24 protein-coding genes are annotated in these 21,504 nt (G+C 63.9%); 14 read left to right on the top strand and 10 right to left on the bottom strand.

Translation table 11 applies throughout. From position 1 onward, the window contains the following. Positions 1-2 precede the first annotated feature (2 nt). Both ACSZPK_RS12395 and ACSZPK_RS12390 read right to left on the bottom strand, forming a co-directional pair. Complete coding sequence (locus tag ACSZPK_RS12395; RefSeq protein ID WP_437881767.1) at positions 3-527, bottom strand: KdsC family phosphatase; 525 nt, start codon at positions 525-527, stop codon at positions 3-5. Further along, the gene (locus ACSZPK_RS12390) at positions 527-1,501 is read right to left on the bottom strand and encodes a KpsF/GutQ family sugar-phosphate isomerase (RefSeq protein ID WP_437881766.1); all 975 of its coding nucleotides are present in this window, start codon (positions 1,499-1,501) and stop codon (positions 527-529) included. Before ACSZPK_RS12390 ends, ACSZPK_RS12395 begins: the two co-directional genes overlap by 1 nt. Positions 1,502-1,728: 227 nt before the next feature. On the opposite strand from ACSZPK_RS12390, the gene ACSZPK_RS12385 reads away from it, so the two are divergent. From ACSZPK_RS12385 to hisC, 10 genes are all read left to right on the top strand, one after another. Continuing rightward, the gene (locus ACSZPK_RS12385) at positions 1,729-2,538 is read left to right on the top strand and encodes an ATP-binding cassette domain-containing protein (RefSeq protein ID WP_437881765.1); all 810 of its coding nucleotides are present in this window, start codon (positions 1,729-1,731) and stop codon (positions 2,536-2,538) included. After that, a complete protein-coding gene (gene mlaE / locus ACSZPK_RS12380; protein ID WP_437881764.1) occupies positions 2,538-3,335 on the top strand; it encodes a lipid asymmetry maintenance ABC transporter permease subunit MlaE in 798 nt (265 codons plus the stop codon). Before ACSZPK_RS12385 ends, mlaE begins: the two co-directional genes overlap by 1 nt. Then, entirely contained in the window at positions 3,335-3,802 is a 468-nt protein-coding gene (gene mlaD, locus ACSZPK_RS12375; RefSeq protein ID WP_437881763.1) for an outer membrane lipid asymmetry maintenance protein MlaD, read from the top strand. Before mlaE ends, mlaD begins: the two co-directional genes overlap by 1 nt. An 11-nt stretch (positions 3,803-3,813) precedes the next feature. Further along, positions 3,814-4,461 carry an MlaC/ttg2D family ABC transporter substrate-binding protein gene (locus ACSZPK_RS12370; RefSeq protein WP_437881762.1) on the top strand — a complete coding sequence of 216 codons (648 nt, stop codon included), beginning with the start codon at positions 3,814-3,816 and terminating at the stop codon, positions 4,459-4,461. Continuing rightward, entirely contained in the window at positions 4,454-4,762 is a 309-nt protein-coding gene (locus tag ACSZPK_RS12365) for an STAS domain-containing protein (protein WP_437881761.1), read from the top strand. Before ACSZPK_RS12370 ends, ACSZPK_RS12365 begins: the two co-directional genes overlap by 8 nt. Before the next feature lie 136 nt (positions 4,763-4,898). Beyond that, positions 4,899-5,138 carry a BolA family protein gene (locus ACSZPK_RS12360; RefSeq protein WP_437881760.1) on the top strand — a complete coding sequence of 80 codons (240 nt, stop codon included), beginning with the start codon at positions 4,899-4,901 and terminating at the stop codon, positions 5,136-5,138. Positions 5,139-5,159: 21 nt separating this feature from the next. Then, positions 5,160-6,425 (top strand): UDP-N-acetylglucosamine 1-carboxyvinyltransferase, encoded by a 1,266-nt coding sequence (gene murA, locus ACSZPK_RS12355; protein ID WP_437881759.1) that lies wholly within the window; start codon positions 5,160-5,162, stop codon positions 6,423-6,425. A gap of 12 nt (positions 6,426-6,437) precedes the next feature. Further along, on the top strand, positions 6,438-7,070 hold the full coding sequence (gene hisG, locus ACSZPK_RS12350; protein ID WP_437881758.1) for an ATP phosphoribosyltransferase: 633 nt from the start codon (positions 6,438-6,440) through the stop codon (positions 7,068-7,070). A gap of 120 nt (positions 7,071-7,190) precedes the next feature. Beyond that, a complete protein-coding gene (gene hisD, locus ACSZPK_RS12345; protein WP_437881757.1) occupies positions 7,191-8,501 on the top strand; it encodes a histidinol dehydrogenase in 1,311 nt (436 codons plus the stop codon). A gap of 183 nt (positions 8,502-8,684) precedes the next feature. Continuing rightward, positions 8,685-9,740 carry a histidinol-phosphate transaminase gene (gene hisC, locus ACSZPK_RS12340; protein ID WP_437881756.1) on the top strand — a complete coding sequence of 352 codons (1,056 nt, stop codon included), beginning with the start codon at positions 8,685-8,687 and terminating at the stop codon, positions 9,738-9,740. A gap of 220 nt (positions 9,741-9,960) precedes the next feature. Here hisC and ACSZPK_RS12335 read toward each other — a convergent pair whose 3' ends face one another. The 4 genes from ACSZPK_RS12335 to ACSZPK_RS12320 form a co-directional block, all read right to left on the bottom strand. Next, on the bottom strand, positions 9,961-10,632 hold the full coding sequence (locus tag ACSZPK_RS12335) for a class I SAM-dependent methyltransferase (RefSeq protein ID WP_437881755.1): 672 nt from the start codon (positions 10,630-10,632) through the stop codon (positions 9,961-9,963). A gap of 152 nt (positions 10,633-10,784) precedes the next feature. Beyond that, on the bottom strand, positions 10,785-10,982 hold the full coding sequence (locus ACSZPK_RS12330; protein ID WP_437881754.1) for a hypothetical protein: 198 nt from the start codon (positions 10,980-10,982) through the stop codon (positions 10,785-10,787). A 49-nt stretch (positions 10,983-11,031) separates the two neighbouring features. Continuing rightward, complete coding sequence (locus ACSZPK_RS12325) at positions 11,032-12,297, bottom strand: Hsp70 family protein (RefSeq protein WP_437881753.1); 1,266 nt, start codon at positions 12,295-12,297, stop codon at positions 11,032-11,034. Between the two features lie 91 nt (positions 12,298-12,388). Further along, positions 12,389-13,111, bottom strand: coding sequence for a DUF4198 domain-containing protein (locus ACSZPK_RS12320; protein WP_437881752.1), 723 nt, complete (start codon positions 13,109-13,111; stop codon positions 12,389-12,391). Positions 13,112-13,572: 461 nt separating this feature from the next. Between ACSZPK_RS12320 and ACSZPK_RS12315 the strand changes: the two genes are divergently transcribed. Beyond that, complete coding sequence (locus tag ACSZPK_RS12315) at positions 13,573-14,442, top strand: isocitrate lyase/PEP mutase family protein (RefSeq protein WP_437881751.1); 870 nt, start codon at positions 13,573-13,575, stop codon at positions 14,440-14,442. Between the two features lies 1 nt (position 14,443). On the opposite strand, the gene ACSZPK_RS12310 is transcribed toward ACSZPK_RS12315, so the two are convergent. The 4 genes from ACSZPK_RS12310 to qhpR all read right to left on the bottom strand — a co-directional run bounded on the left by ACSZPK_RS12310 (position 14,444) and on the right by qhpR (position 17,403). After that, positions 14,444-14,710 (bottom strand): DksA/TraR family C4-type zinc finger protein, encoded by a 267-nt coding sequence (locus ACSZPK_RS12310; protein ID WP_437881750.1) that lies wholly within the window; start codon positions 14,708-14,710, stop codon positions 14,444-14,446. A gap of 91 nt (positions 14,711-14,801) precedes the next feature. Then, positions 14,802-15,521, bottom strand: a complete 720-nt coding sequence (locus tag ACSZPK_RS12305; protein ID WP_437881749.1) for a TorF family putative porin — start codon at positions 15,519-15,521, stop codon at positions 14,802-14,804. A 301-nt stretch (positions 15,522-15,822) separates the two neighbouring features. Next, positions 15,823-16,317: an N-acetyltransferase family protein gene (locus ACSZPK_RS12300; RefSeq protein WP_437881748.1), complete on the bottom strand. Its 495-nt coding sequence runs from the start codon at positions 16,315-16,317 to the stop codon at positions 15,823-15,825. A gap of 39 nt (positions 16,318-16,356) precedes the next feature. Beyond that, positions 16,357-17,403, bottom strand: coding sequence for an AraC-like transcriptional regulator QhpR (gene qhpR / locus ACSZPK_RS12295; protein WP_437881747.1), 1,047 nt, complete (start codon positions 17,401-17,403; stop codon positions 16,357-16,359). Positions 17,404-17,766: 363 nt separating this feature from the next. Here qhpR and eat point away from each other — a divergent pair, with 363 nt between their 5' ends. The 3 genes from eat to eutC are packed head-to-tail and all read left to right on the top strand — an operon-like array spanning position 17,767 to position 21,391. Further along, positions 17,767-19,125 carry an ethanolamine permease gene (gene eat / locus ACSZPK_RS12290; RefSeq protein ID WP_437881746.1) on the top strand — a complete coding sequence of 453 codons (1,359 nt, stop codon included), beginning with the start codon at positions 17,767-17,769 and terminating at the stop codon, positions 19,123-19,125. 57 nt (positions 19,126-19,182) lie between these two features. Next, on the top strand, positions 19,183-20,577 hold the full coding sequence (locus ACSZPK_RS12285; RefSeq protein ID WP_437881745.1) for an ethanolamine ammonia-lyase subunit EutB: 1,395 nt from the start codon (positions 19,183-19,185) through the stop codon (positions 20,575-20,577). A 10-nt stretch (positions 20,578-20,587) separates the two neighbouring features. Next, positions 20,588-21,391, top strand: a complete 804-nt coding sequence (gene eutC / locus ACSZPK_RS12280) for an ethanolamine ammonia-lyase subunit EutC (protein WP_437881744.1) — start codon at positions 20,588-20,590, stop codon at positions 21,389-21,391. The last annotated feature ends 113 nt before the right edge of the window (positions 21,392-21,504 follow it).

Raw genomic sequence — 21,504 nt, 5'->3', positions numbered from 1 at the left:
CCTTATAGGTAGGCAGCCTGGGCGGCTTCGAGGCTGCCCTGGGCGTGCATGATCAGTTCGCAGAACTCGCGTGCAGCGCCTTCGCCGCCGCGCGCGTGGGTCACTCCGTGAGCATGCCGGCGCACGAAGTCGTTGGCGTTGGCCACGGCCATGCCCAGGCCGACACGGCGGATCACCGGCAGGTCGGGCAGGTCGTCGCCCAGGTAGGCGACTTGTGCATAGCCGAGGCCGAGTTCGCCGAGCAGTTCGTCGAGTACGACCAGTTTGTCCTCGCGGCCCTGGTAGAGGTGCTGGATGCCGAGGTTCTGCGCACGCCGCTCGACCACCGGGGTCTTGCGGCCGCTGATGATCGCAGTGCGTACGCCGCTGTTCATCAGCATCTTGATGCCTTGGCCGTCCAGGGTATTGAAGGTCTTGAATTCGCTGCCGTCGACCAGAAAATACAGGCGCCCGTCGGTCAGTACGCCATCGACGTCGAAAATCGCCAGTTTCACGGCTTGGGCGCGGTGCAGCAGTTCTTCGTTCATCACATCACTCCGGCGCGCAGCAGGTCGCCCAGGTTGAAGGCGCCGACGGGGCGGTCCTGCGAATCGACCACGATCAGTCCGCTGATTTTGTGTTGCTCCATGATCTTCAATGCCTCGGCGGCGAGCATGTCTGCGCGTGCTGTCTTGCCGTGGCGGGTCATGGCGTCGTCTATGAGCGCGGTACGCACGTCGAGTTCCCGGTCGAGTGTGCGGCGCAGGTCGCCGTCGGTGAAGATTCCGGCGAGTTTGCCGTCGGCGCCGATCACGGCAGTCATACCCAGCCCCTTGCGCGTCATCTCCAGCAACGCATCGCGCAACGAGGTGCCGAGGCGCACGCTGGGTAGTTGCTCGCCGCTGTGCATGACGTTCTCCACTTTCAGCAGCAGGCGCCGACCCAGGGCGCCGCCTGGATGGGAGAAGGCGAAGTCTTCGGCGGTGAAGCCACGGGCTTCGAGCAAGGCGATGGCCAGGGCGTCGCCGAGTACCAGGGAGACCGTGGTCGAGGAGGTTGGTGCCAGGTTCAGCGGGCAGGCTTCCTGGGCGACATTGGCGTTCAGGTTGACCTCGGCGGCCTTGGCCAGCGCCGAGTCGGGGTTGCCGGTCATGCTGATCATGGGGATGCCGAGGCGCTTGATCAGCGGCAGAAGGGTGACGATTTCCGCGGTAGTGCCGGAGTTGGACAGGGCCAGGACGATGTCGTCGCGGGTGATCATGCCCATGTCGCCATGGCTGGCTTCGGCTGGGTGGACGAAGAACGCCGGCGTGCCGGTGCTGGCCAGGGTCGCGGCGATCTTGTTGCCGATGTGGCCGGATTTGCCCATGCCGACCACCACCACGCGTCCGCTGCAGGCCAGGAGCAGTTCGCAGGCGCGCACGAAATCGCCGTCGATACGCTTGAGCAGGGCGTCGATGGCTTCCTGTTCGAGGCGAATGGTGCGCTGGGCTGACTGGATCAGGTCGCTGGATTGACTCATGACGGGCTTCGCGGGTCCACAAAGAAAAGTCGGCGATTATAAACCGAAAGACCGCTCAGGGGGATTGATGCTTTTTGATGGCGAAAATTGCCTGAAATCATTGCAGCGCGTTGGGACGAGGGGCTGGCGATGCTATATTGCGCGGCCTGTTCGGCCTGGCTTCGCGTGTGCCCTTAGGGTGTGAGGCGACGTCTTTCCGTGACCAGGCTGCATAACAAGGAGTTTGGATGAGCGCCGATAATGGCTATGCCGTCGAACTGAAGGGGCTGACCTTCAGGCGCGGCACACGCACCATCTACGATAACGTCGATATCCGTATCCCCCGTGGCAAGGTCACGGGGATCATGGGGCCTTCCGGTAGCGGCAAGACTACGCTGCTGCGCTTGATCGCCGCCCAGTTGAGGCCGGAGAGTGGCGAGGTGTGGGTCAACGGTCAGAATCTGCCGACCCTGTCGCGTGCCGAGCTTTTCGATGTGCGCAAGCAATTCGGCGTGTTGTTCCAGAGCGGTGCGCTGTTCACCGATCTGGACGTGTTCGAGAACGTGGCTTTCCCATTGCGCGTGCATACGCGCCTGCCCGACGAGATGATTCGCGACATCGTCTTCATGAAGCTGCAGGCCGTCGGCCTGCGCGGTGCCTTCGAACTGATGCCGGACGAACTGTCCGGCGGCATGAAGCGCCGCGTCGCCCTGGCGCGTGCGATTGCCCTCGACCCGCAGATCCTGATGTACGACGAGCCTTTCGTCGGCCAGGACCCGATCGCCATGGGCGTGCTGGTGCGCCTTATCCGCCTGCTCAACGATGCCCTGGGTATCACCAGCGTGGTGGTGTCCCATGACCTGGCCGAGACCGCGAGCATTTCCGACTATATCTATGTGGTCGGCGATGGCCAGGTACTCGGTCAAGGCACGCCGGCGGAGCTGAGAGAGTCCGATAACCCGCGTATCCAGCAATTCATTCGTGGCGTGCCGGATGGCCCGGTGCCGTTCCACTATCCGGCGCCTGCATATTTCGATGATTTGATGGGGGGTCGCTGATGCGCCGTAAAACCCTGGTGCAGCGTATTGCCCTGCTGGGCCGCTCGGGGATCGACGTGCTGCGCTCGCTCGGCCGCTCGGTGATGTTCCTGCTGGCCGCACTGTTCGGGCGCGACGGCTTTCGCCATGGCACGCAACTGCTGATCCGCCAGCTTTACGCGGTCGGTGTGCTGTCGCTGCCGATCATCCTAGTCTCCGGTTTCTTCATCGGCATGGTGCTGGCCCTGCAGGGCATCAGCATCCTGGCCAAGTACGGCTCGGAGCAGGCGGTCGGGCAGATGGTCGCGCTGACCCTGCTGCGCGAGCTGGGGCCGGTGGTGACCGGCCTGCTATTCGCGGGGCGTGCCGGCTCGGCGTTGGCGGCGGAAATCGGCAACATGAAGTCGACTGAGCAGCTCTCCAGCCTGGAAATGATCGGCGTCGACCCGCTCAAGTACATCATCGCGCCACGCCTGTGGGCCGGTTTCATCTCCATGCCGCTGTTGGCCGCCATGTTCAGTGTGGTCGGCATCTGGGGCGGGGCGATGGTCGCGGTCGACTGGCTCGGTGTCTACGAAGGCTCGTTCTGGGCCAACATGCAGAACAGCGTGCAGTTCAGCGAGGATGTGCTGAACGGTGTGATCAAAAGCGTGGTATTCGCCTTCGTGGTGACCTGGATCGCCGTGTTCCAGGGGTATGACTGTGAGCCGACTTCGGAAGGCATCAGTCGCGCCACGACCAAAACCGTGGTCTACGCATCGCTGGCCGTGCTTGGCCTCGACTTCATAATGACCGCCCTGATGTTTGGAGATTTCTGATGCAAAGCCGCTCCCTGGAAATCGGCGTCGGCCTGTTCCTCCTGGCCGGACTGCTGGCCCTGCTGCTCCTGGCCCTGCGCGTCAGCGGCCTGACCGCCAGCGCCTCGCAGGACACCTACAGGCTTTACGCAAGCTTCGACAATATCGCCGGTTTGACTGTCAGAGCCAAAGTGACCATGGCCGGTGTGACCATCGGCAAGGTCACCGCGATCGACCTCGATCGCGACACCTACACCGGACGAGTCACCATGGAACTGGAAAAACGCATCGACAACCTGCCGGTGGACTCCACCGCCTCGATCCTGACGGCCGGCCTGCTCGGCGAGAAATACATCGGCATCAGTGTCGGCGGCGAGGACAAGGTTTTGCAGGATGGCGGCACGATTCGCGATACCCAGTCATCCCTGGTGCTCGAAGACCTGATCGGCAAGTTCCTGATCAACTCGGTGAACAAAGACAGCAAATGAGGACCTTCAGCATGATCAACACCTTGCGTCGCGCTTTCATTGCCTTGCTGGCCTGCCTGCCGCTGCTGGCCATGGCGGCGCCGAATGCCCACGATGTGGTGCAGCAGACCAGCACGCGCCTGCTTTCCGATCTCAAGTCGAACAAGGCCGAGTACAAGCGTAATCCCCAGGCGTTCTACGATGCCCTGGATGCCAATCTGGGGCCGGTGGTCGACAGCGAGGGGATTTCCCGGGGCATCATGACCGTCAAGTATTCGCGCCAGGCCTCGCCGGAGCAGATGAGCCGCTTCGAGGAAAGCGTCAAGCGCAGCCTGATGCAGTTCTACGGCAATGCCCTGCTCGAATACGACAACCAGGATATCCGTGTGCTGCCGGCCAAGGCTGACGGAGACGACCGCGCCAGCGTCGGCATGGAAGTGCGCGACGGCAAGGGCGCGGTCTATCCGGTCAGCTACACCATGTCGCTGGTCGATGGTCAGTGGAAGCTGCGCAACATGATCATCAACGGGATCAACATCGGCAAACTGTTCCGTGACCAGTTCACCGACAGCATGCAGCGCAATGGCAATGACCTGGACAAGACCATCGCGGGCTGGACCGACCTGATCGCCAAGGCCAAGCAGACCGAAGAAGGCCAGAAGGCGGCCGGGCATGAGTGACGCGCTGATTGCCGCTGGCAGCGGCGGTGAGCTGAAGCTTTCCGGCGTTCTGGACTACAGCACCGGCCCGGCGTTGCGCGAGGAGGGCCGGCAGATCGTCAAGAGCGCCGCGGCCAGCAAACTGCTGCTCGATTGCAGTGGCGTCGAGCATTCCAGCAGTGTCGGCCTGTCGTTGGTGCTGGCGTTGATGCGCGATGCCCGCGAGGCTGGCAAGACCCTCAGTGTCTGTAACATGCCCGATGACATGCAGGGGATCGCCAAGGTCTCCGGCCTGCTCGAGATTCTGGCGCCGGGCCACTGAGCCCGCGTCAAGGCCCTCCGTCAGCGGCGCCCCTGGTGGGCTTCGCAGGTGGGGGGCTTTTTTGTATCATGGCCGGCCCGCGAGCCATGGCCCGCCAATGAACATAATTAGCGATTAGCGCCGATCGAGGTTGAACATGCAGGCCGTTGAAGTGAAAAGCCTCCTGGAAGCGAAGCTGTCCGGGACCCGCGTCGAAGTGCAAGGCGAGGGCTGCAATTTCCAGCTCAACCTGATCAGTGACGAATTGGCTGCGCTGAGTCCGGTCAAGCGTCAGCAGCAGATCTATGCGCACCTGAACCCGTGGATCGCCGATGGCAGCATCCATGCCGTGACCATGAAATTCTTCAGCGAGGCCTCCTGGGCCGAACGCTCCTGAGCCTGCGGGCAAGAGATCCGAATGGACAAACTGATTATTAGCGGCGGTATCCGTCTCGACGGCGAGATCCGCATTTCCGGTGCGAAGAACGCCGCCCTGCCGATCCTGGCCGCCACCCTGCTGGCCGATACGCCGGTTACCGTGGGCAACCTGCCGCACCTGCACGACATCACCACCATGATTGAGCTGTTCGGGCGTATGGGCGTACAGCCGGTGATCGACGAGAAACTCGCCGTCGAGGTCGACGCCAGCAGCATCAAGACCCTGGTCGCGCCCTATGAACTGGTGAAGACCATGCGTGCCTCGATCCTGGTGCTCGGCCCGATGGTCGCGCGCTTCGGCGAGGCCGAAGTGGCCCTGCCCGGTGGTTGCGCCATTGGTTCGCGTCCGGTCGACCTGCACATCCGTGGCCTGGAAGCCATGGGCGCGGATATCACCGTCGAAGGCGGCTACATCAAGGCCAAGGCGCCGGAAGGCGGCCTGCGTGGCGCACGCTTCTTCTTCGATATCGTCAGCGTGACCGGCACCGAGAACATCATGATGGCCGCCGCCCTGGCGCGCGGCCAGACCGTGCTGGAAAACGCCGCGCGCGAGCCGGAGGTGGTCGACCTGGCCAACTTCCTCAACGCCATGGGCGCCAAGGTCAGCGGTGCCGGCACCGATACCATCGTCATCGATGGCGTCGAGCGCCTGGGTGGCGGTCGCTACAACGTCATGCCCGACCGCATCGAGACCGGCACCTACCTGGTTGCCGCAGCTGCCACCGGTGGCCGGGTCAAACTCAAGGACACCGACCCGACCATCCTCGAGGCCGTGCTTTCCAAGTTGCAGGAAGCCGGTGCTGAAATCACCACCGGCAAGGACTGGATCGAACTGGACATGAAGGGCAAGCGGCCCAAGGCGGTCAACGTGCGCACCGCGCCGTACCCGGCGTTCCCCACCGACATGCAGGCCCAGTTCATCTCCCTCAACGCGGTCGCCAGCGGCACCGGCACCGTGATCGAGACGGTGTTCGAGAACCGCTTCATGCACGTCTATGAAATGAACCGCATGGGCGCGCAGATCCTGGTCGAGGGCAACACCGCCGTGGTCACTGGCGTACCGTCGCTGAAAGGTGCTCCGGTGATGGCTACCGACCTGCGCGCCTCCGCCAGCCTGGTGATCGCCGCGCTGGTCGCCGAAGGTGACACGCTGATCGACCGCATCTACCACATCGACCGTGGTTACGAGTGCATCGAGGAGAAACTGCAGCTTCTCGGCGCCAAGATCCGTCGCGTGCCGGGCTAGTAAGGACTGTTCATGCTCACCATCGCCTTATCCAAGGGCCGCATTCTCGACGACACCCTGCCGCTGCTGGCGGCGGCGGGCATCGTGCCGACCGAGAATCCGGAAAAGAGCCGCAAGCTGATCATCCCCACCACCCAGGATGACGTGCGCCTGCTGATCGTTCGTGCCACCGACGTGCCGACTTACGTCGAGCACGGTGCCGCCGACCTCGGCGTGGCTGGCAAGGATGTGCTGATGGAGTACGACGGCCAACTCTACGAGCCGCTCGACCTGCGCATCGCCAACTGCAAGCTGATGACCGCTGGCAAGGTCGGCGCGACGGAGCCCAAGGGACGTCTGCGCGTGGCCACCAAGTTCGTCAATGTCGCCAAGCGCTACTACGCCGAGCAGGGCCGCCAGGTCGATGTGATCAAGCTGTACGGTTCGATGGAGCTGGCGCCGCTGGTCGGCCTGGCCGACAAGATCATCGACGTGGTCGACACCGGTAACACGCTGCGCGCCAACGGCCTGGAGCCGCAGGAACTGATCGCCGAGATCAGTTCGCGCCTGGTGGTCAACAAGGCTTCGATGAAGATGCAGCACGCGCGCATCCAGGCGCTGATCGACACGCTGCGCAAAGCGGTCGAGTCCCGACACCCGGCGTAACCTTCGCGCGGTTTCGTGCCGCGCCCGTCTATCCGTGTCATAGCCACTTTTCTCAGGTGCCCGCACGGAGCGGCTGGTACTCTACGGGCGCCTGAGCAATTGCCAATCATGAGGCCCGCTATGACCGTTCCCGTTGCCATCCGCCGATTCAATGCCGCTGACCAGGATTTCGCCCATCATCTGGATCATCTGCTGAGCTGGGAAAGCGTGTCGGACGATGGCGTGAACCAGCGGGTTCTCGACATCATCAAGGCCGTGCGCGAGCGCGGCGATGCCGCCGTGGTCGAGTTCACCCAGCGTTTCGATGCCCTGGACGTGGCTTCGATGGCTGACCTGATCCTGCCGCGTGAGCGACTTGAACTGGCCCTGGACCGCATCACCGCCGAGCAGCGTCAGGCCCTGGAAGTCGCCGCCGCACGCGTACGCAGTTACCACGAGAAACAGAAGCAGGACTCCTGGACCTACACCGAAGCCGACGGCACGGTGCTGGGGCAGAAGGTCACGCCGCTGGATCGCGCCGGCCTGTACGTGCCGGGCGGCAAGGCGTCCTATCCGTCGTCGGTGCTGATGAACGCCATCCCGGCCAAGGTCGCCGGGGTGCCCGAGGTGGTGATGGTGGTGCCGACCCCGCGCGGCGAGATCAACGAGATCGTCCTGGCCGCCGCCGCCATCGCCGGTGTCGACCGGGTGTTCACCATCGGTGGCGCCCAGGCTGTCGCGGCCCTGGCCTATGGCACCGAAAGCGTGCCGCCGGTGGACAAGATCGTCGGCCCCGGCAACATCTATGTCGCCACCGCCAAGCGCCATGTGTTCGGCAAGGTCGGCATCGACATGATCGCCGGCCCGTCGGAAATCCTCGTGGTCTGCGATGGCAAGACCGATCCAGACTGGATCGCCATGGACCTGTTCTCCCAGGCCGAGCACGACGAAGACGCCCAGTCGATCCTGGTCAGCCCGGATGCGGCATTCCTCGACAAGGTCGCCGAAAGCATCGCCAGGCTGCTGCCGAGCCTGGAGCGCGAGGCCATCGCCCGCACCTCCATCGAGGGGCGCGGTGCGCTGATTCTGGTGGAAGACATGGCCCAGGCCATCGAAGTCGCCAACCGTATCGCCCCGGAGCACCTGGAACTGTCGGTGGAAAATCCCGAACAGTACCTGCCGCAGATTCGCCATGCCGGCGCGATCTTCATGGGCCGCTACACCGCCGAGGCGCTGGGCGACTACTGCGCCGGGCCGAACCATGTGCTGCCGACCTCCGGCACCGCGCGCTTCTCCTCGCCGCTGGGCGTGTACGACTTCCAGAAACGCTCGTCGATCATCCATTGCTCGGCCGAGGGCGCGTCCGAACTGGGCAAGGTGGCGTCTGTGCTGGCTCGCGGCGAGTCGCTGACCGCTCACGCGCGCAGTGCCGAATACCGGATCAAGAACTAAGAACCCGTTCACGATCTGCTGCGCGTCGGCCCTACTGCGTTAAAAACAGGCTCGGACTGCTCATTTACAACTCGTAAACTCCGCGTCCTCGCCTGTTTTTGCCTTGTATGGCTCTAGCTCGCCAGATCGTGAGCAGGTTCTGATAGACCTACGATCAAAAACCAATTCGAGGAGAGAAGGGCAATGAGCAAATTCTGGAGCCCCTTCGTCAAGGACCTGGTGCCTTACGTGCCGGGCGAGCAGCCCAAGCTGAGCAAGCTGGTGAAGCTCAACACCAATGAAAACCCCTACGGCCCGTCGCCCAAGGCCATCGCCGCGATGCTGGCGGAGCTGAGCGACGACCTGCGCCTGTACCCGGACCCGAATGGCGAGCGGCTGAAACAGGCCGTGGCCGACTATTACGGCGTACAGACCGCCCAGGTGTTCGTCGGCAACGGTTCCGACGAGGTCCTGGCCCATGCCTTCCACGGCCTGTTCCAGCATGGCAAGCCGCTGCTGTTCCCGGACGTCAGCTACAGCTTCTACCCGGTCTACTGCGGCCTGTATGGCATCGAGTACGAGGCCATCGCCCTGGACCAACAGTTCCAGATCCAGGTAGAGGATTACGCACGGCCTAACGGCGGCATCATCTTCCCCAACCCCAACGCGCCGACCGGTCGCCTGCTGGCATTGGACGCCATCGAGCGCCTGCTGCAGGCGAACCCTGACTCGGTCGTGCTGGTCGACGAGGCCTACATCGATTTCGGCGGGGTGACGGCGATTGCCCTGGTCGACCGTTACCCGAACCTGCTAGTGACCCAGACCTTGTCCAAGTCGCGTTCCCTGGCGGGGCTGCGGGTTGGTCTGGCGGTGGGGCAGCCTGAGCTGATCGAGGCGCTGGAGCGGATCAAGAACAGCTTCAACTCCTACCCGCTGGACCGCATGGCGATTGCCGGCGCGGCGGCTGCGTTCGAGGACAAGGCCTACTTCCAGCGCACCTGCCAGGCCGTGATCGACAGCCGCGAGCAGGTGGTCGAGCAGTTGTCGGGGCTTGGCTTCGAGGTACTGCCGTCGGCGGCCAACTTCATCTTTGCCCGTCACCCGCAGCGCGATGCTGGCGAGCTGGCGGCGGCGCTGCGTGAGCACGGCGTGATCGTGCGTCACTTCAAGCAGCAGCGCATCGCCCAGTTCCTGCGCATCACCATCGGTGCGCCGGAGCAGAACGAAGCGCTGATCGAGACCCTGAAACAGGTGCTTTAACCGCTCTCGATGAGAAGCGCTGGAGACCCGGTGAGCTGAACGGAAACGGCGCCTTCGCAGGCGTCGTTTTTTATTTCACGCTGACTCCAGCAGCGATGTCGGCGGGACTACGCCGACACCCAGAAAACGGGTCGTTTACGGAGTGATCATGGCCAAGATCAAGCGCACCCGATCCGCTGTAGAAGGTGGCTGCAACCTCAGGCGCAGGCCGGCTATCTCGTCAACAGACCCTGGCTATTAGCACCAGCGATGCAGGTCGACCCGTTCCTGGCAACGGTGGTTCAAGCATGTCAGCTAGCCGCAGCCCGGCTTGCTTCAGCGTTCCAATCCATCCTTGCATGGTGCGGAAGTACCATGGGGCCGCTTTACCAAAACCCTCGCCGCAGCCCTGCCAGGAGCCTTCACGCCAACCATCAACATAAGGTGCATCGCCGCAGGCCGAGAACGGATGTAGGGTTTGCACAACCAACGCACCACCCGGTTCGAGCAGGGCGGGGACTGCACGCAGTAGCGTATCGACGGACGTGCCGCCGAGCAGCGCAAAGTTGCAAACCACCACGTCGGCACGTTCATGCAGCGCGCCGTTGGACACTTCGGCATAATCCATCGCGATGAAACGGCCACCGCCAGCCGTTCGCGCCGACTCGACGAGAGAAAGTATGGCGTCGATACCCAGCGTGTCGATCCCTTCGGCCGACAGTGCGCGCGTCAGCCAGCCTTCGCCGCAACCTAGGTCGATTGCGTGGCGCGGATGTTGCGCCAGTACTGTATCGAGGATGACGCGATCGGTAACCAGCCTGCGGCTGGCGATGGCATGTGTGCGCACGGCGTGCGTCCATGGCGCCGCGTTGTCGCGCCAGACGTCGAGAATAATCTGCTCATGCTCGTCCATGTCGCTGCCTCGGAAAGGTTGCTGGAGACGACGGGATGGGATCACGTCGATACATCGCGAGCCCGTGCTGGCATCGTCTGTGGAGCGTTCTGGCACGGCATTCCTAAGACTCTAGGCGTTCCCTGCTTCTACGAAAAGGCTGTCGTTCGGCCTTACTTCGTCGCGTCGTCCATCTCTTTCAGGCGCTGCTCATTCACGGCGTTGGCCTGGTCGATCTGCTGCTTGAGTTGCTGCTCCTGCTGTTGCAGGCGCTTGGCGTTTTCCGCTTCGAGGGCGGCGCTGGCGCCGCCATCGCAGCCTGTCAGGGTCAACAGGAACGTGGCGATCAGCAGGGCGACGAAGGTGCGCATTGGCAGACTCCTGACAGGAAAGGCGCCACGATAGCGCGGCGGCACGGCCTCAGCCATAGCGTTTCTTCGCTTCGATGGCCAGGCCGCTGCCGATGCTGCCGAAGGTGTTGCCTTCGCTGGCGCGGGCGTTCGGCAGCAGGGCGGCGACTGACTGGCGCAAGGCCGGAATGCCGCTGGAGCCGCCGGTGAAGAACAGCGTGTCGATCTCGGTGGCTTGTACGCCGGCCTGCTTGAGCAGTTCGCCGATGCTGTCGCGCACGCGTTGCAGCAAGGCATCGATGGATTGGTCGAACAAGGCGCGACTGAGTTGCACGTCGAGGCCGGCTTCGATGCGTTTCAGGTCGATGCGATGATTGTCATGCTCGGTCAGGGCGATCTTGCTATCTTCCACCTGCATCGCCAGCCAGTGGCCGGCACGCTCTTCGATCAGCTTGAACAGGCGGTCGATGCCGGTCGGGTCGACGATGTCGTAGCGCATGTTCTGTAGCGCCAGTTGGGACTTCTGCGCATAGACCGCGTTGATCGTGTGCCAGGTCGCCAGGTTGAGGTGGTAGCTGGTCGGCATGAAGGCATCGCTCTTCATCCGGCTGCCGTAGCCGAACAGCGGCATCACGCCTTCCAGGCTCAACTGCTTGTCGAAATCGGTGCCGCCGATATGCACGCCACCGGTCGCGAGAATGTCGCTCTGGCGATCGACGAGGTTGCGGCGCTCGGGTGACAGGCGGATCAGCGAAAAGTCCGAGGTGCCACCGCCGATATCGACGATCAGTACGCGCTCCTCGTGGGTGATGGTGCGCTCGTAGTCGAAGGCGGCGGCGATGGGTTCGAACTGGAAGCTGACGTCCTTGAAACCGAGCTTGTTGGCCACGGCGACCAGGGTGTTGGCGGCTTCCTGGTCGGCGACCGGGTCGTCATCGACGAAGAACACCGGGCGCCCGAGTACTACCTGATCGAAACTGCGCCCGGCGTGGGCCTCGGCGCGCCGTTTCAGGTCGCCGATGAAGAAGCCGAGCAGGTCGCGGAAGGGCAGGGCACTGCCGAGCACGGTGGTTTCGCTTTTCAGCAGCTTGGAGCCGAGCAGGCTTTTCAGCGAGCGCATCAGGCGCCCTTCGTAGCCATCGAGGTATTCGGCCAAGGCCTGGCGGCCGTAGACCGGGCGGCGTTCTTCGGTGTTGAAGAACACCACCGAAGGCAGGGTGATCTTGCCGTCTTCCAGTTCCAGCAGCGGCTCGACGCCTGGACGCCACCAACCGACAGTGGAGTTGGACGTGCCGAAGTCGATGCCCAGGGCGTTGGCGGGAAGGTCGTGGCTCATGCTGCGTGCTCGCGATGCAGAAAAAACGGCCGCGCATTTTATGCGAGAGTCACGCGGCCTGCTCGCACAATTGCAGGCCGCGTGTCGGCGATCACTCGTGATGCGGTTCGCCAAGGAAGGTCAACGAGCCGAACAGGCTGACCTGATCGGTAGCGGCCCCCTTGGGCTGGGCGATGCGGGTCGCGGCGGCGATCACGTTGAGGCCTTCGTTGCGGACCTTGAGGCGCGCGCGGCCGTCCTTGCCGGTCTTGCCACTTATTTCATGGGGCGCGCCCCGGTAGTCGCCGATCAACTCGATGTCGGCGGCGGGCTCGCCATCCACCAGCACCTGTACCTCAAGCTCCTTGCCGGGGCCGACCTTCAGCGGGTCGCTCTGCGGGACGATCGCCAGGCGCAGTTTGTCCAGCTTGGGCAGATGCGCGCCTTCCTGGTAGATCGCCAGGCTGTACTTGAAGCTGTGGGTCGACTCGATGGCGTTCTTGACCTGGGTGCGGTCCTGGTTGACCCACTGCTTGTCCGGGGTCTGCGACCAAGGGCCGTTGTCCAGCATCACGGCCAGCACTGCCGGTGGCTTGAGCGGTTGCAGGCGGGCGTGGTCGGCCAGGCGCTGGATGGTCACCGGGATCATCTTCGCGGATGTGTCATAGGCCCAGGCGGCCTTGATTTTCTCGGCCTTGAAGGCGCTGTCTTCGGCGCCGTGGCCGTAGACCACTTCGATGTTGCCACGGCGTTCTTCGGTCCACAGGCCATGGGCACCGGCCTGGCTGGCGATGAACAGGGCCAGCAGGGCGGCGGTTTTCAGTGGGGCGTGCATGGTGAATCCTTTCGATCAGAGGTTGAGGGGCAGGCTGACGCTGGGGTTGCGGGGGCGCCGGGCATGCCCCTGGCGCGGCTGGCAAAGGTTGTCCGAGCGTGAGTCCAGCAAGCCGCGGCGCGTGGTGCTTCAAGATGATGGCCTTTATTATTTATGTAATAACATATCAATAAATGGATTCGACACGCTACCGAACGATGAGACGAATGCTCGGTAAGGGTAGTCCCAGGGCAACTGAAAGCCCCGGCATAGCGCAATTCATGCCGCTTGTGCTGTCGCCTGCCGCCGCTTGTCTGTAGTGGCGGCACGGCGCCACTCCATGCGGGTGTTCGGCGTGATTCCGCCAGCTATAAGTAGTAACCTATAGGTGCCATAAGCGTTTATACGAATCGCGCAAGACAGGTACGTGTCTTGCTAATGCGACAGACCGATTCATGACCCTAGAAGTTGGAATACCCGCCATGCGTAGAGCCTCTCACCACGAGTTGCGCCGTTCTTTTCGCGCCCTCCTCGAATCCCGCGCCTGCTATCACACTGCCTCCGTGTTCGATCCCATGTCCGCGCGCATCGCCGCCGACCTCGGTTTCGAAGTGGGTATTCTGGGTGGCTCGGTCGCGTCCTTGCAGGTGCTGGCGGCCCCTGACTTCGCCCTCATCACGCTCAGCGAATTCGTCGAGCAGGCCACGCGCATCGGCCGGGTCGCCCAGTTGCCGGTCCTCGCCGATGCCGACCATGGCTACGGCAATGCGCTGAACGTGATGCGTACGGTGACCGAGCTGGAACGTGCCGGGATTTCCGCGCTGACCATCGAGGACACCCTGCTGCCCGCCCAATTCGGCCGCAAATCCACCGACCTGATCAGTGTCGATGAAGGCGTCGGCAAGATTCGCGCGGGTATCGAGGCGCGCGTGGATGCCGACCTGGCGATCATTGCCCGGACCAACGCCGGCGTGTTGTCGACCGAGGAAACCATCATCCGCACCAAGGCCTATCAGGCCGCTGGCGCCGATGGCATCTGCATGGTGGGGGTGCGTGACTTCGAGCATCTGGAGCAGATCGCCGAGCACCTGAGCGTGCCGCTGATGCTGGTGACCTATGGCAATCCAAACCTGCAGGATGACGCGCGTCTGGCCGACCTGGGGGTACGTATCGCCGTCGATGGCCACGGCGCCTACTTCGCCGCGATCAAGGCGACCTACGATTGCCTGCGCGAGCAGCGCAACATCACCAGTAAATCCTCGGAGCTGAGCGCCACCGAGCTGACCCACACCTACACCCAGCCGGAAAGCTATGTGGAGTGGGCGCGTGAGTACATGAACGTCAAGGAATGACTCAGCGCAGCTGGCTATCCTTGCTGCCGCGCCGGTTGTAGCCGCTGAATCGCGCGTCTTCCTTGTCGGCTTCGGCCTGGCAGTTGATGCACAGGCGTACGCCAGGCACGGCCTGGCGGCGTGCCTCTGGAATCGGCGCATCGCATTCTTCGCAGTGACTCAGGCTTTCGCCCTTCGGCAGGCGGCTACGGGCGCGCTGTACCGCGTCATCGATAGTGCTGTCGATCTGTTCCTGTACGGCGCCGTCCTGGGCCCAACCGGTTGCCATGGCGTTGTCCTCGAATACGTGATCATCGGATATGACAACCAGGACGACGACTTTGCAAGCGAGACGGCGAGCCCCGGCATGCGGGTGTCGCTCAGAACAATTGCCGTTCTGCCTTCAGCATCAGGTAATTCTCGCAATAGCTGTTGTGCCCCGAGTAGGCCGCACATTCGACCCCGCCAAGATTCGAGCTGGTATAGGACAGATTCAGATCCACGCCGGCCCAAGGGCGTGACAGGTTGAACGACCAGTCGTTGAAGCTGCGCACACTGCCGCCATCGCTCAGGTTGACGGGGGTGTCGAGCAGGTGGGTGGCGTACTTCACCGTCAGCCCCAGTTCCAGCGGTTGTGGCAGCGACAGGTCCATCAGCAGCGTGCTGTCGGTGCGTCCAGGGGCATTGCTGAAAGCGGCGCCAAAGCGGCTGCCGAGCAGGCTCAGGCCGGCGTAGTACTCGTTGCTGTCGTTCTGGCGCAGCTCCGGATAGGTGTAGCGGATCAGGCCAAGCTCGTAACCGAAGCGTTTGCCCAGCGGGCGCTTGAAGCCCGAGTAGGTGTTGAATTCCGCCTGGCTGTCGCCCAGTCCCATGCTGGGTGACCAACTGCCAAGGTACCAGCCGCGTTCATTGGCGAGGTCGAAGCCGCCGTGGAAGGAGCCGTTTTTCGCTGGCTTGACCAAGCCCTGGGCCATGCTGCGGACGGGGCTGGTGCCAAGCTGCAGGTCGTAGCTGCCGAGCTCGCGTTGCATGACCTGAGCCTGCAGTTCGCTGCACGCCAGCAGCGACAGGCTCGCCAAAAGGGTAGTCCGATGCTTCATCGTCGTTCACTCCTTGGGGCTGGCAGGAGTGGCTTTCACGCTGGTAGCGCGCTCAGCCCGATAACGGTGATCGTCAGTGGCACAGGCTGACGGACGGTCGCTGTTGCGTTTGGTTCAGGTGGCGATGACTATCAGCCAGCTCTCTCGCGGAGCCTCCCGGACGGCTGGGAGTGGCTATATAGAGCGGTTGAGGATAACCGCTGATGTGCCGCCGGGAGGGCCGTTCGTCGATTTCTCGTGAATAAGCTGCCCTCTGGCTGCCCGGGGTTTTCCGGCATGCCTGCCGGCCTTCGCTAGGCGATCAGTCCAGGAGCCGTTGCATGAAGGTCAGGTCGAGCCAGCGGTCGAACTTGCGACCGACCTGCTGCATGCGCCCGTTGACGGTAAAGCCCAGGCGCTCGTGCAGGCGGATCGAAGCGATGTTTTCGCTTTCGATACCGGCGACCATGACGTGCAGGCCGGCCGCCCGCGCCCGTTCGATCAGGGCCCGCATCAGCTCCGGGCCCAGGCCTTTGCCACGCAGGTCGCCACGGACGTAGACCGAGTGCTCGACGGTGTGGCGATAGCCATCGAATGCGCGCCAGGGACCGTAGCTGGCGTAGCCGGCCACTTCGCCCGCATCGTCGTGGGCGACCAGCACGGGGAAGCCGGCGGCGTTGCGATCGTGCAGCCAGGCCTGGCGGTTGGCCAGGTCGACCAGGGTTTCGTTCCAGATGGCCGTGGTGTTGGCCACGGCATCGTTGTAGATGGCCAGGATGCCGGGCAGATCGGCGGGGGTGGCGTCGAGGATAGTCATGCGGGTTCCGGAGTCCAGACGAGGCGCCAGTGTAACCAGTCAGACCTGCCTGTTGCGCCATTGCCGCGGACTGGTATCGAACCAGCGGCGAAAGGCGCGGGAGAAGGCGCTGGTTTCGGAATAGCCGAGCAGCGGCGCGAGGTCGGTGATGGAGAGGTTCTGGCGCATGTAGTGCAGTGCCAGCTCGCGGCGCACGCCGTCGACCAACGCGGAGAAGCTCAGGCCCTGGTCACGCAGGCGGCGTTGCAGGCCGGCGCCGCTCAGGTCGAGGCCGGCGGCGATCTGCTCCAGGTTCGGTTCGCCCTGCAGCAGTGCGCCGCGTACCAGGCCGCGAGCCTCTTCCACTACGTCGCGGTTCTGCCGGCCGTGGGCGCCAAGGCGCTGCAAGGCGTCCTGCATCACCATCAGCAGCATGGGGTCGGCGTCGGCCATGGCCTGGCCGTTCAGGTCGCGCTTGGGAATCAGCATCGAATTGCACGGCTGGTTGAACAGCACGGGCGCGTCGAACAGGCGCAGGTGGTCCTTCCAGTGTTCCGGGCGCGGGTGCTCGAAGTGCACGGTGCGCGGCGCCCAGGTCGAGCCCAGGCGATGGCGGACCAGGTTGAGCAGCATGCCCATGGTCAGCTCGGCATCCTGGCGCTTGCCGATGATCGCGGCGTGTTCGACGCGGTAGTCGAAGCGGTAACACTCGCCGCAGTCGACCAGGCGAATCAGGGTGTCGTGCTGGTGGTAGGGAAAGGCGGCGGAGAAGTTCTTCAGCGCTTCTTCCAGGGTGGTGGAGCACAGGCCAATATAACCGAGCAGCCCCAGCGCCTGGGGTTTGAACTGCTGGCCGTAGTACAGGCCGAAGTTGTCGCAACCGGATTGCGCCGCCGCCTCCTCCAGCACCTTGCAGTAGCTGCCGAGGCCCAGGCTGAGGGTCGGGTGGCACATGAGTTCCGGGTTGATACCGGAGACCCCAAAGATGCGATCGACGTCACCACCGTGGCTGCTGATGAAGCCATCCAGGCCACTGGCGGCTGCCGACAGCACACCGAGGTTGCCGCTGGCATTGAGCGCATTGCTGAGGACTGGATTCTGAAACATTGGGTAACAACCGTTGCGTGGTTGTCGGGGTGGTAGCAAATCCTGTGCCTTGCCCTTCGGGAGCCGACAAGCGCGTTGAAGGACGAGCGGCGTATTGCCTTCAGGGGCCATGCAAAAGCCATCCGCGATCATTCCCGTCTGCGCGGTAATGGCGAAGTCCTGGTCTTTCGACCTTCTGCCTCTTCAGGGTTTGCTGCATTTTGGTGCTTGCGCGCCCTGCAACGGGGCGTTCGGAGCGACTTGACCCAAGCGCGCAAGAATCCCTCGCCGAGGGTCAAGTCTTGCCCGGCGGGCTCTGGTTACTCTCGAAAAGAAGCGCTCAGCCTGCCGGCGTATCGTCGTTCTCATTCGAGGGTTCAAGACATGACTGCATCAAGACTCAAGCCCACCCTGGGCACCCTGCACCTGTGGGGGATCGCCGTGGGCCTGGTGATTTCCGGCGAGTATTTCGGCTGGAGCTACGGCTGGGGCGTGGCCGGCACCCTGGGCTTTCTGGTCACCACGCTGCTGGTGGCGGTGATGTACACCTGTTTCATCTTCAGTTTCACCGAACTGACCACCGCGATTCCCCACGCGGGCGGCCCGTTCGCCTATAGCCTGCGTGCCTTCGGCCCCACCGGCGGGATCATCGCCGGCCTGGCCACGTTGATCGAGTTCGTCTTCGCCCCGCCGGCCATCGCCATGGCCATCGGTTCCTACCTCAACGTGCAGTATCCGGGGCTCGACCCGAAGATGGCGGCCGTCGGCGCCTACCTGATCTTCATGACCCTCAACATCCTCGGCGTCAGCATCGCCGCGACCTTCGAGCTGGTGGTGACCGTGCTCGCGGTGTTCGAATTGCTGGTGTTCATGGGCGTGGTCGCGCCAGGCTTCAGCTTCAGCAACTTCGTCCTCGACGGCTGGGCCGGCAGCAACGTGTTCGATAGCGCCGCGGTGTCGGGCATCTTCGCCGCCATTCCGTTCGCCATCTGGTTCTTCCTCGCCATCGAAGGCGCGGCCATGGCCGCCGAAGAGGCCAAGGACCCGAAACGCACCATTCCCAAGGCCTACATCGCGGGCATCCTGACCCTGGTGTCGCTGGCCATCGGCGTGATGATCTTCGCCGGCGGCGTGGGCGACTGGAAAGCCCTGTCGAACATCAACGACCCGCTGCCGCAGGCGATGAAAGCCGTGGTCGGCAGTAACTCGACCTGGATGCACATGCTGGTGTGGATCGGCCTGTTCGGCCTGGTCGCCAGCTTCCACGGCATCATCCTTGGCTACTCCCGCCAGTTCTTCGCCCTGGCCCGCGCTGGCTTCCTGCCGCGTGGCCTGGCCAAGCTGTCGCGTTTCCACACCCCGCATCGGGCGATCATCGCCGGCGGCGTGATCGGCATCGCGGCGGTGTTCAGCGATGGCGTGGTCAACCTGCAGGGCATGAGCCTGACCGCGGCGATGATCACCATGGCCGTGTTCGGTGCCATCGTCATGTACATCATGAGCATGCTGGCCCTGTTCAAGCTGCGCCGCAGCGAGCCGAACATGGAGCGCAGCTTCCGCGCGCCGGGTTATCCCGTGGTGCCGGCCATCGCTTTGGCCATCGCCCTGGTGTGCCTGGCTGCGATGATCTGGTTCAACGGCACCCTGGCGCTGGTCTTCCTTGGCCTGATGGGCATCGGTTTTGCCTATTTTCTCTGCACCGGTTCGCAGCGCTCGGCCGCCGCGCTGAGCGAGCCGAGCTGAAATGCCCGGGCCGTTGCGGCGGCCCGTATCGCGCAACTGCAAGAGAAGGAGTGAGCGATGAGCAGCTTCACCCAGCGTATCGGCGCGCAGAGCTGGCGTTTCGACAGCCTGCGCACGGTCATGGCCAAGGCCAGCCCGGCGCGCTCCGGCGATTACCTGGCGGGCGTCGCGGCGGGCAACGATGCCGAGCGCGTCGCCGCGCAGATGACCCTGGCCGATATCCCGCTCAAGCACTTCCTCAGCGAGGCGCTGATTCCCTACGAGCAGGATGAGGTGACCCGACTGATCATCGACGGCCACGACCGTGCCGCCTTCGCCCCGGTCAGCCACCTCACCGTGGGCGGCTTGCGCGACTGGCTGCTCAGCGAGCAGGCGGACGAGGCGGCCCTGGCCGCCCTGGCGCCAGGGCTGACCCCGGAGATGGTCGCTGCCGTGTCGAAGATCATGCGCGTGCAGGACCTGATCCTGGTCGCGCAGAAGATTCGCGTGGTCAGCCGTTTCCGCAACACCATCGGCCTGCGTGGGCGCATGTCCACGCGCCTGCAGCCGAACCACCCGACCGACGATCCGGCCGGCGTGGCGGCGAGCATTCTCGATGGCCTGCTGTACGGCAACGGCGATGCGGTGATCGGCATCAACCCGGCCACCGACAGCACCGGCGGTATCTGCGAACTGCTGAAGATGCTCGATGCGATCATCCAGCGCTACGAGATTCCCACCCAGTCCTGCGTGCTGACCCACGTCACCACCTCCATCGAGGCGATCCAGCGCGGCGCCCCGGTGGACCTGGTGTTCCAGTCCATCGCCGGCACCCAGGCCGCCAACGAGAGCTTCGGCATCAGCCTGGCGCTGTTGCAGGAAGGCTACGAGGCCGGGCTGTCGCAGAAGCGCGGCACGCTCGGCGACAACCTGATGTATTTCGAGACCGGCCAGGGCAGCGCGCTGTCGGCCAACGCCCACCATGGCGTCGACCAGCAGACCTGCGAGACCCGCGCCTACGCGGTGGCGCGCCAGTTCAAGCCGCTGCTGGTGAATACCGTGGTCGGTTTCATCGGCCCCGAGTACCTGTACAACGGCAAGCAGATCATCCGCGCCGGCCTGGAGGATCACTTCTGCGCCAAGCTGCTCGGCGTGCCGATGGGCTGCGACATCTGCTACACCAACCACGCCGAGGCCGACCAGGACGACATGGACATGCTGCTGACCCTGCTCGGTACGGCGGGGATCAACTTCATCATGGGCATCCCCGGCTCCGACGACGTGATGCTCAACTACCAGACCACCTCGTTCCACGACGCGCTCTACGCGCGCCAGGTCCTTGGCCTGCGTCCGGCGCCGGAGTTCGAGGACTGGCTGGCACGGATGAACATCCTGCACCAGCAGGGCGGCCAGTTGCGGCTGGGCGACCCGGTTCCGGACGTGTTCCGCAAGGCCCTGGCGCAACTGGCATAAGGAGCGTGCGATGAATGATGACCTGCCAGCCAACCCCTGGGCGGCCCTGCGCAAGCTGACCCCGGCACGTATCGCGTTGGGTCGTACGGGCACCAGCCTGCCGACCGAGGCGCAGCTGGACTTCCAGTTCGCCCATGCCCAGGCCCGCGATGCGGTGCATCTGCCGCTGGATCAGCGCGAGCTCACCCGGGGCCTCGAAGCCCAGGGCCATCAGGTGCTGCACCTGCACAGCGCGGCGCCTGACCGGCATACCTACCTGCAGCGTCCTGATCTTGGCCGACGCCTGGATGAGCGCTCGGTCGGCGTCCTGCGGGAACACGCCAAGGCCCATCCGGACGGCTACGACCTGGCCCTGGTGATCGCCGACGGGCTGTCGGCGCTGGCCGTGCAGAAGCACAGCCTGGCTTTTCTCCAGCGCCTGCGCGAGCAGAGCGCTGTGGATGGTTGGTCGCTGGCGCCGCTGAGCATCGTCGAACAAGGGCGGGTGGCGGTGGCCGACGAAGTCGCCGAATTGCTCGGCGCGCGCATGGTGGTGATCCTCATCGGCGAGCGCCCCGGCCTCAGCTCGCCGGACAGCCTTGGCCTGTATTTCACCTACGCGCCCAAGGTCGGCCTCAACGATGCCTATCGCAATTGCATTTCCAACGTCCGCCTGGAAGGCCTCAGCTATGGCCTGGCGGCCCACAAGCTGCTTTACCTGATGCGTGAAGCCAGCCGTCGAAAACTATCCGGCGTGAACCTGAAGGATGAGGCGCAGATGGCCACGCTGGATGACAACGGCAGCGGCAAGGGCAATTTCCTCATCGCTGAGTGATCGAGCTTGCCGCGGCTTGCACTTTGACGAAAGCGTCCCCTACAACAGCGGCGATTCCATCGGGCGTGCCGGCAACCTGCTGCTTTCCCAGGAGGCCGGCTACGTCAGCATCG

This window comes from Pseudomonas sp. LRF_L74 (assembly GCF_965644255.1).
Lineage (GTDB): Bacteria > Pseudomonadota > Gammaproteobacteria > Pseudomonadales > Pseudomonadaceae > Aquipseudomonas.
The sequence above is the reverse complement of the archived record's forward strand: the minus strand, read 5'-3'. Positions and strand labels throughout refer to the sequence as shown.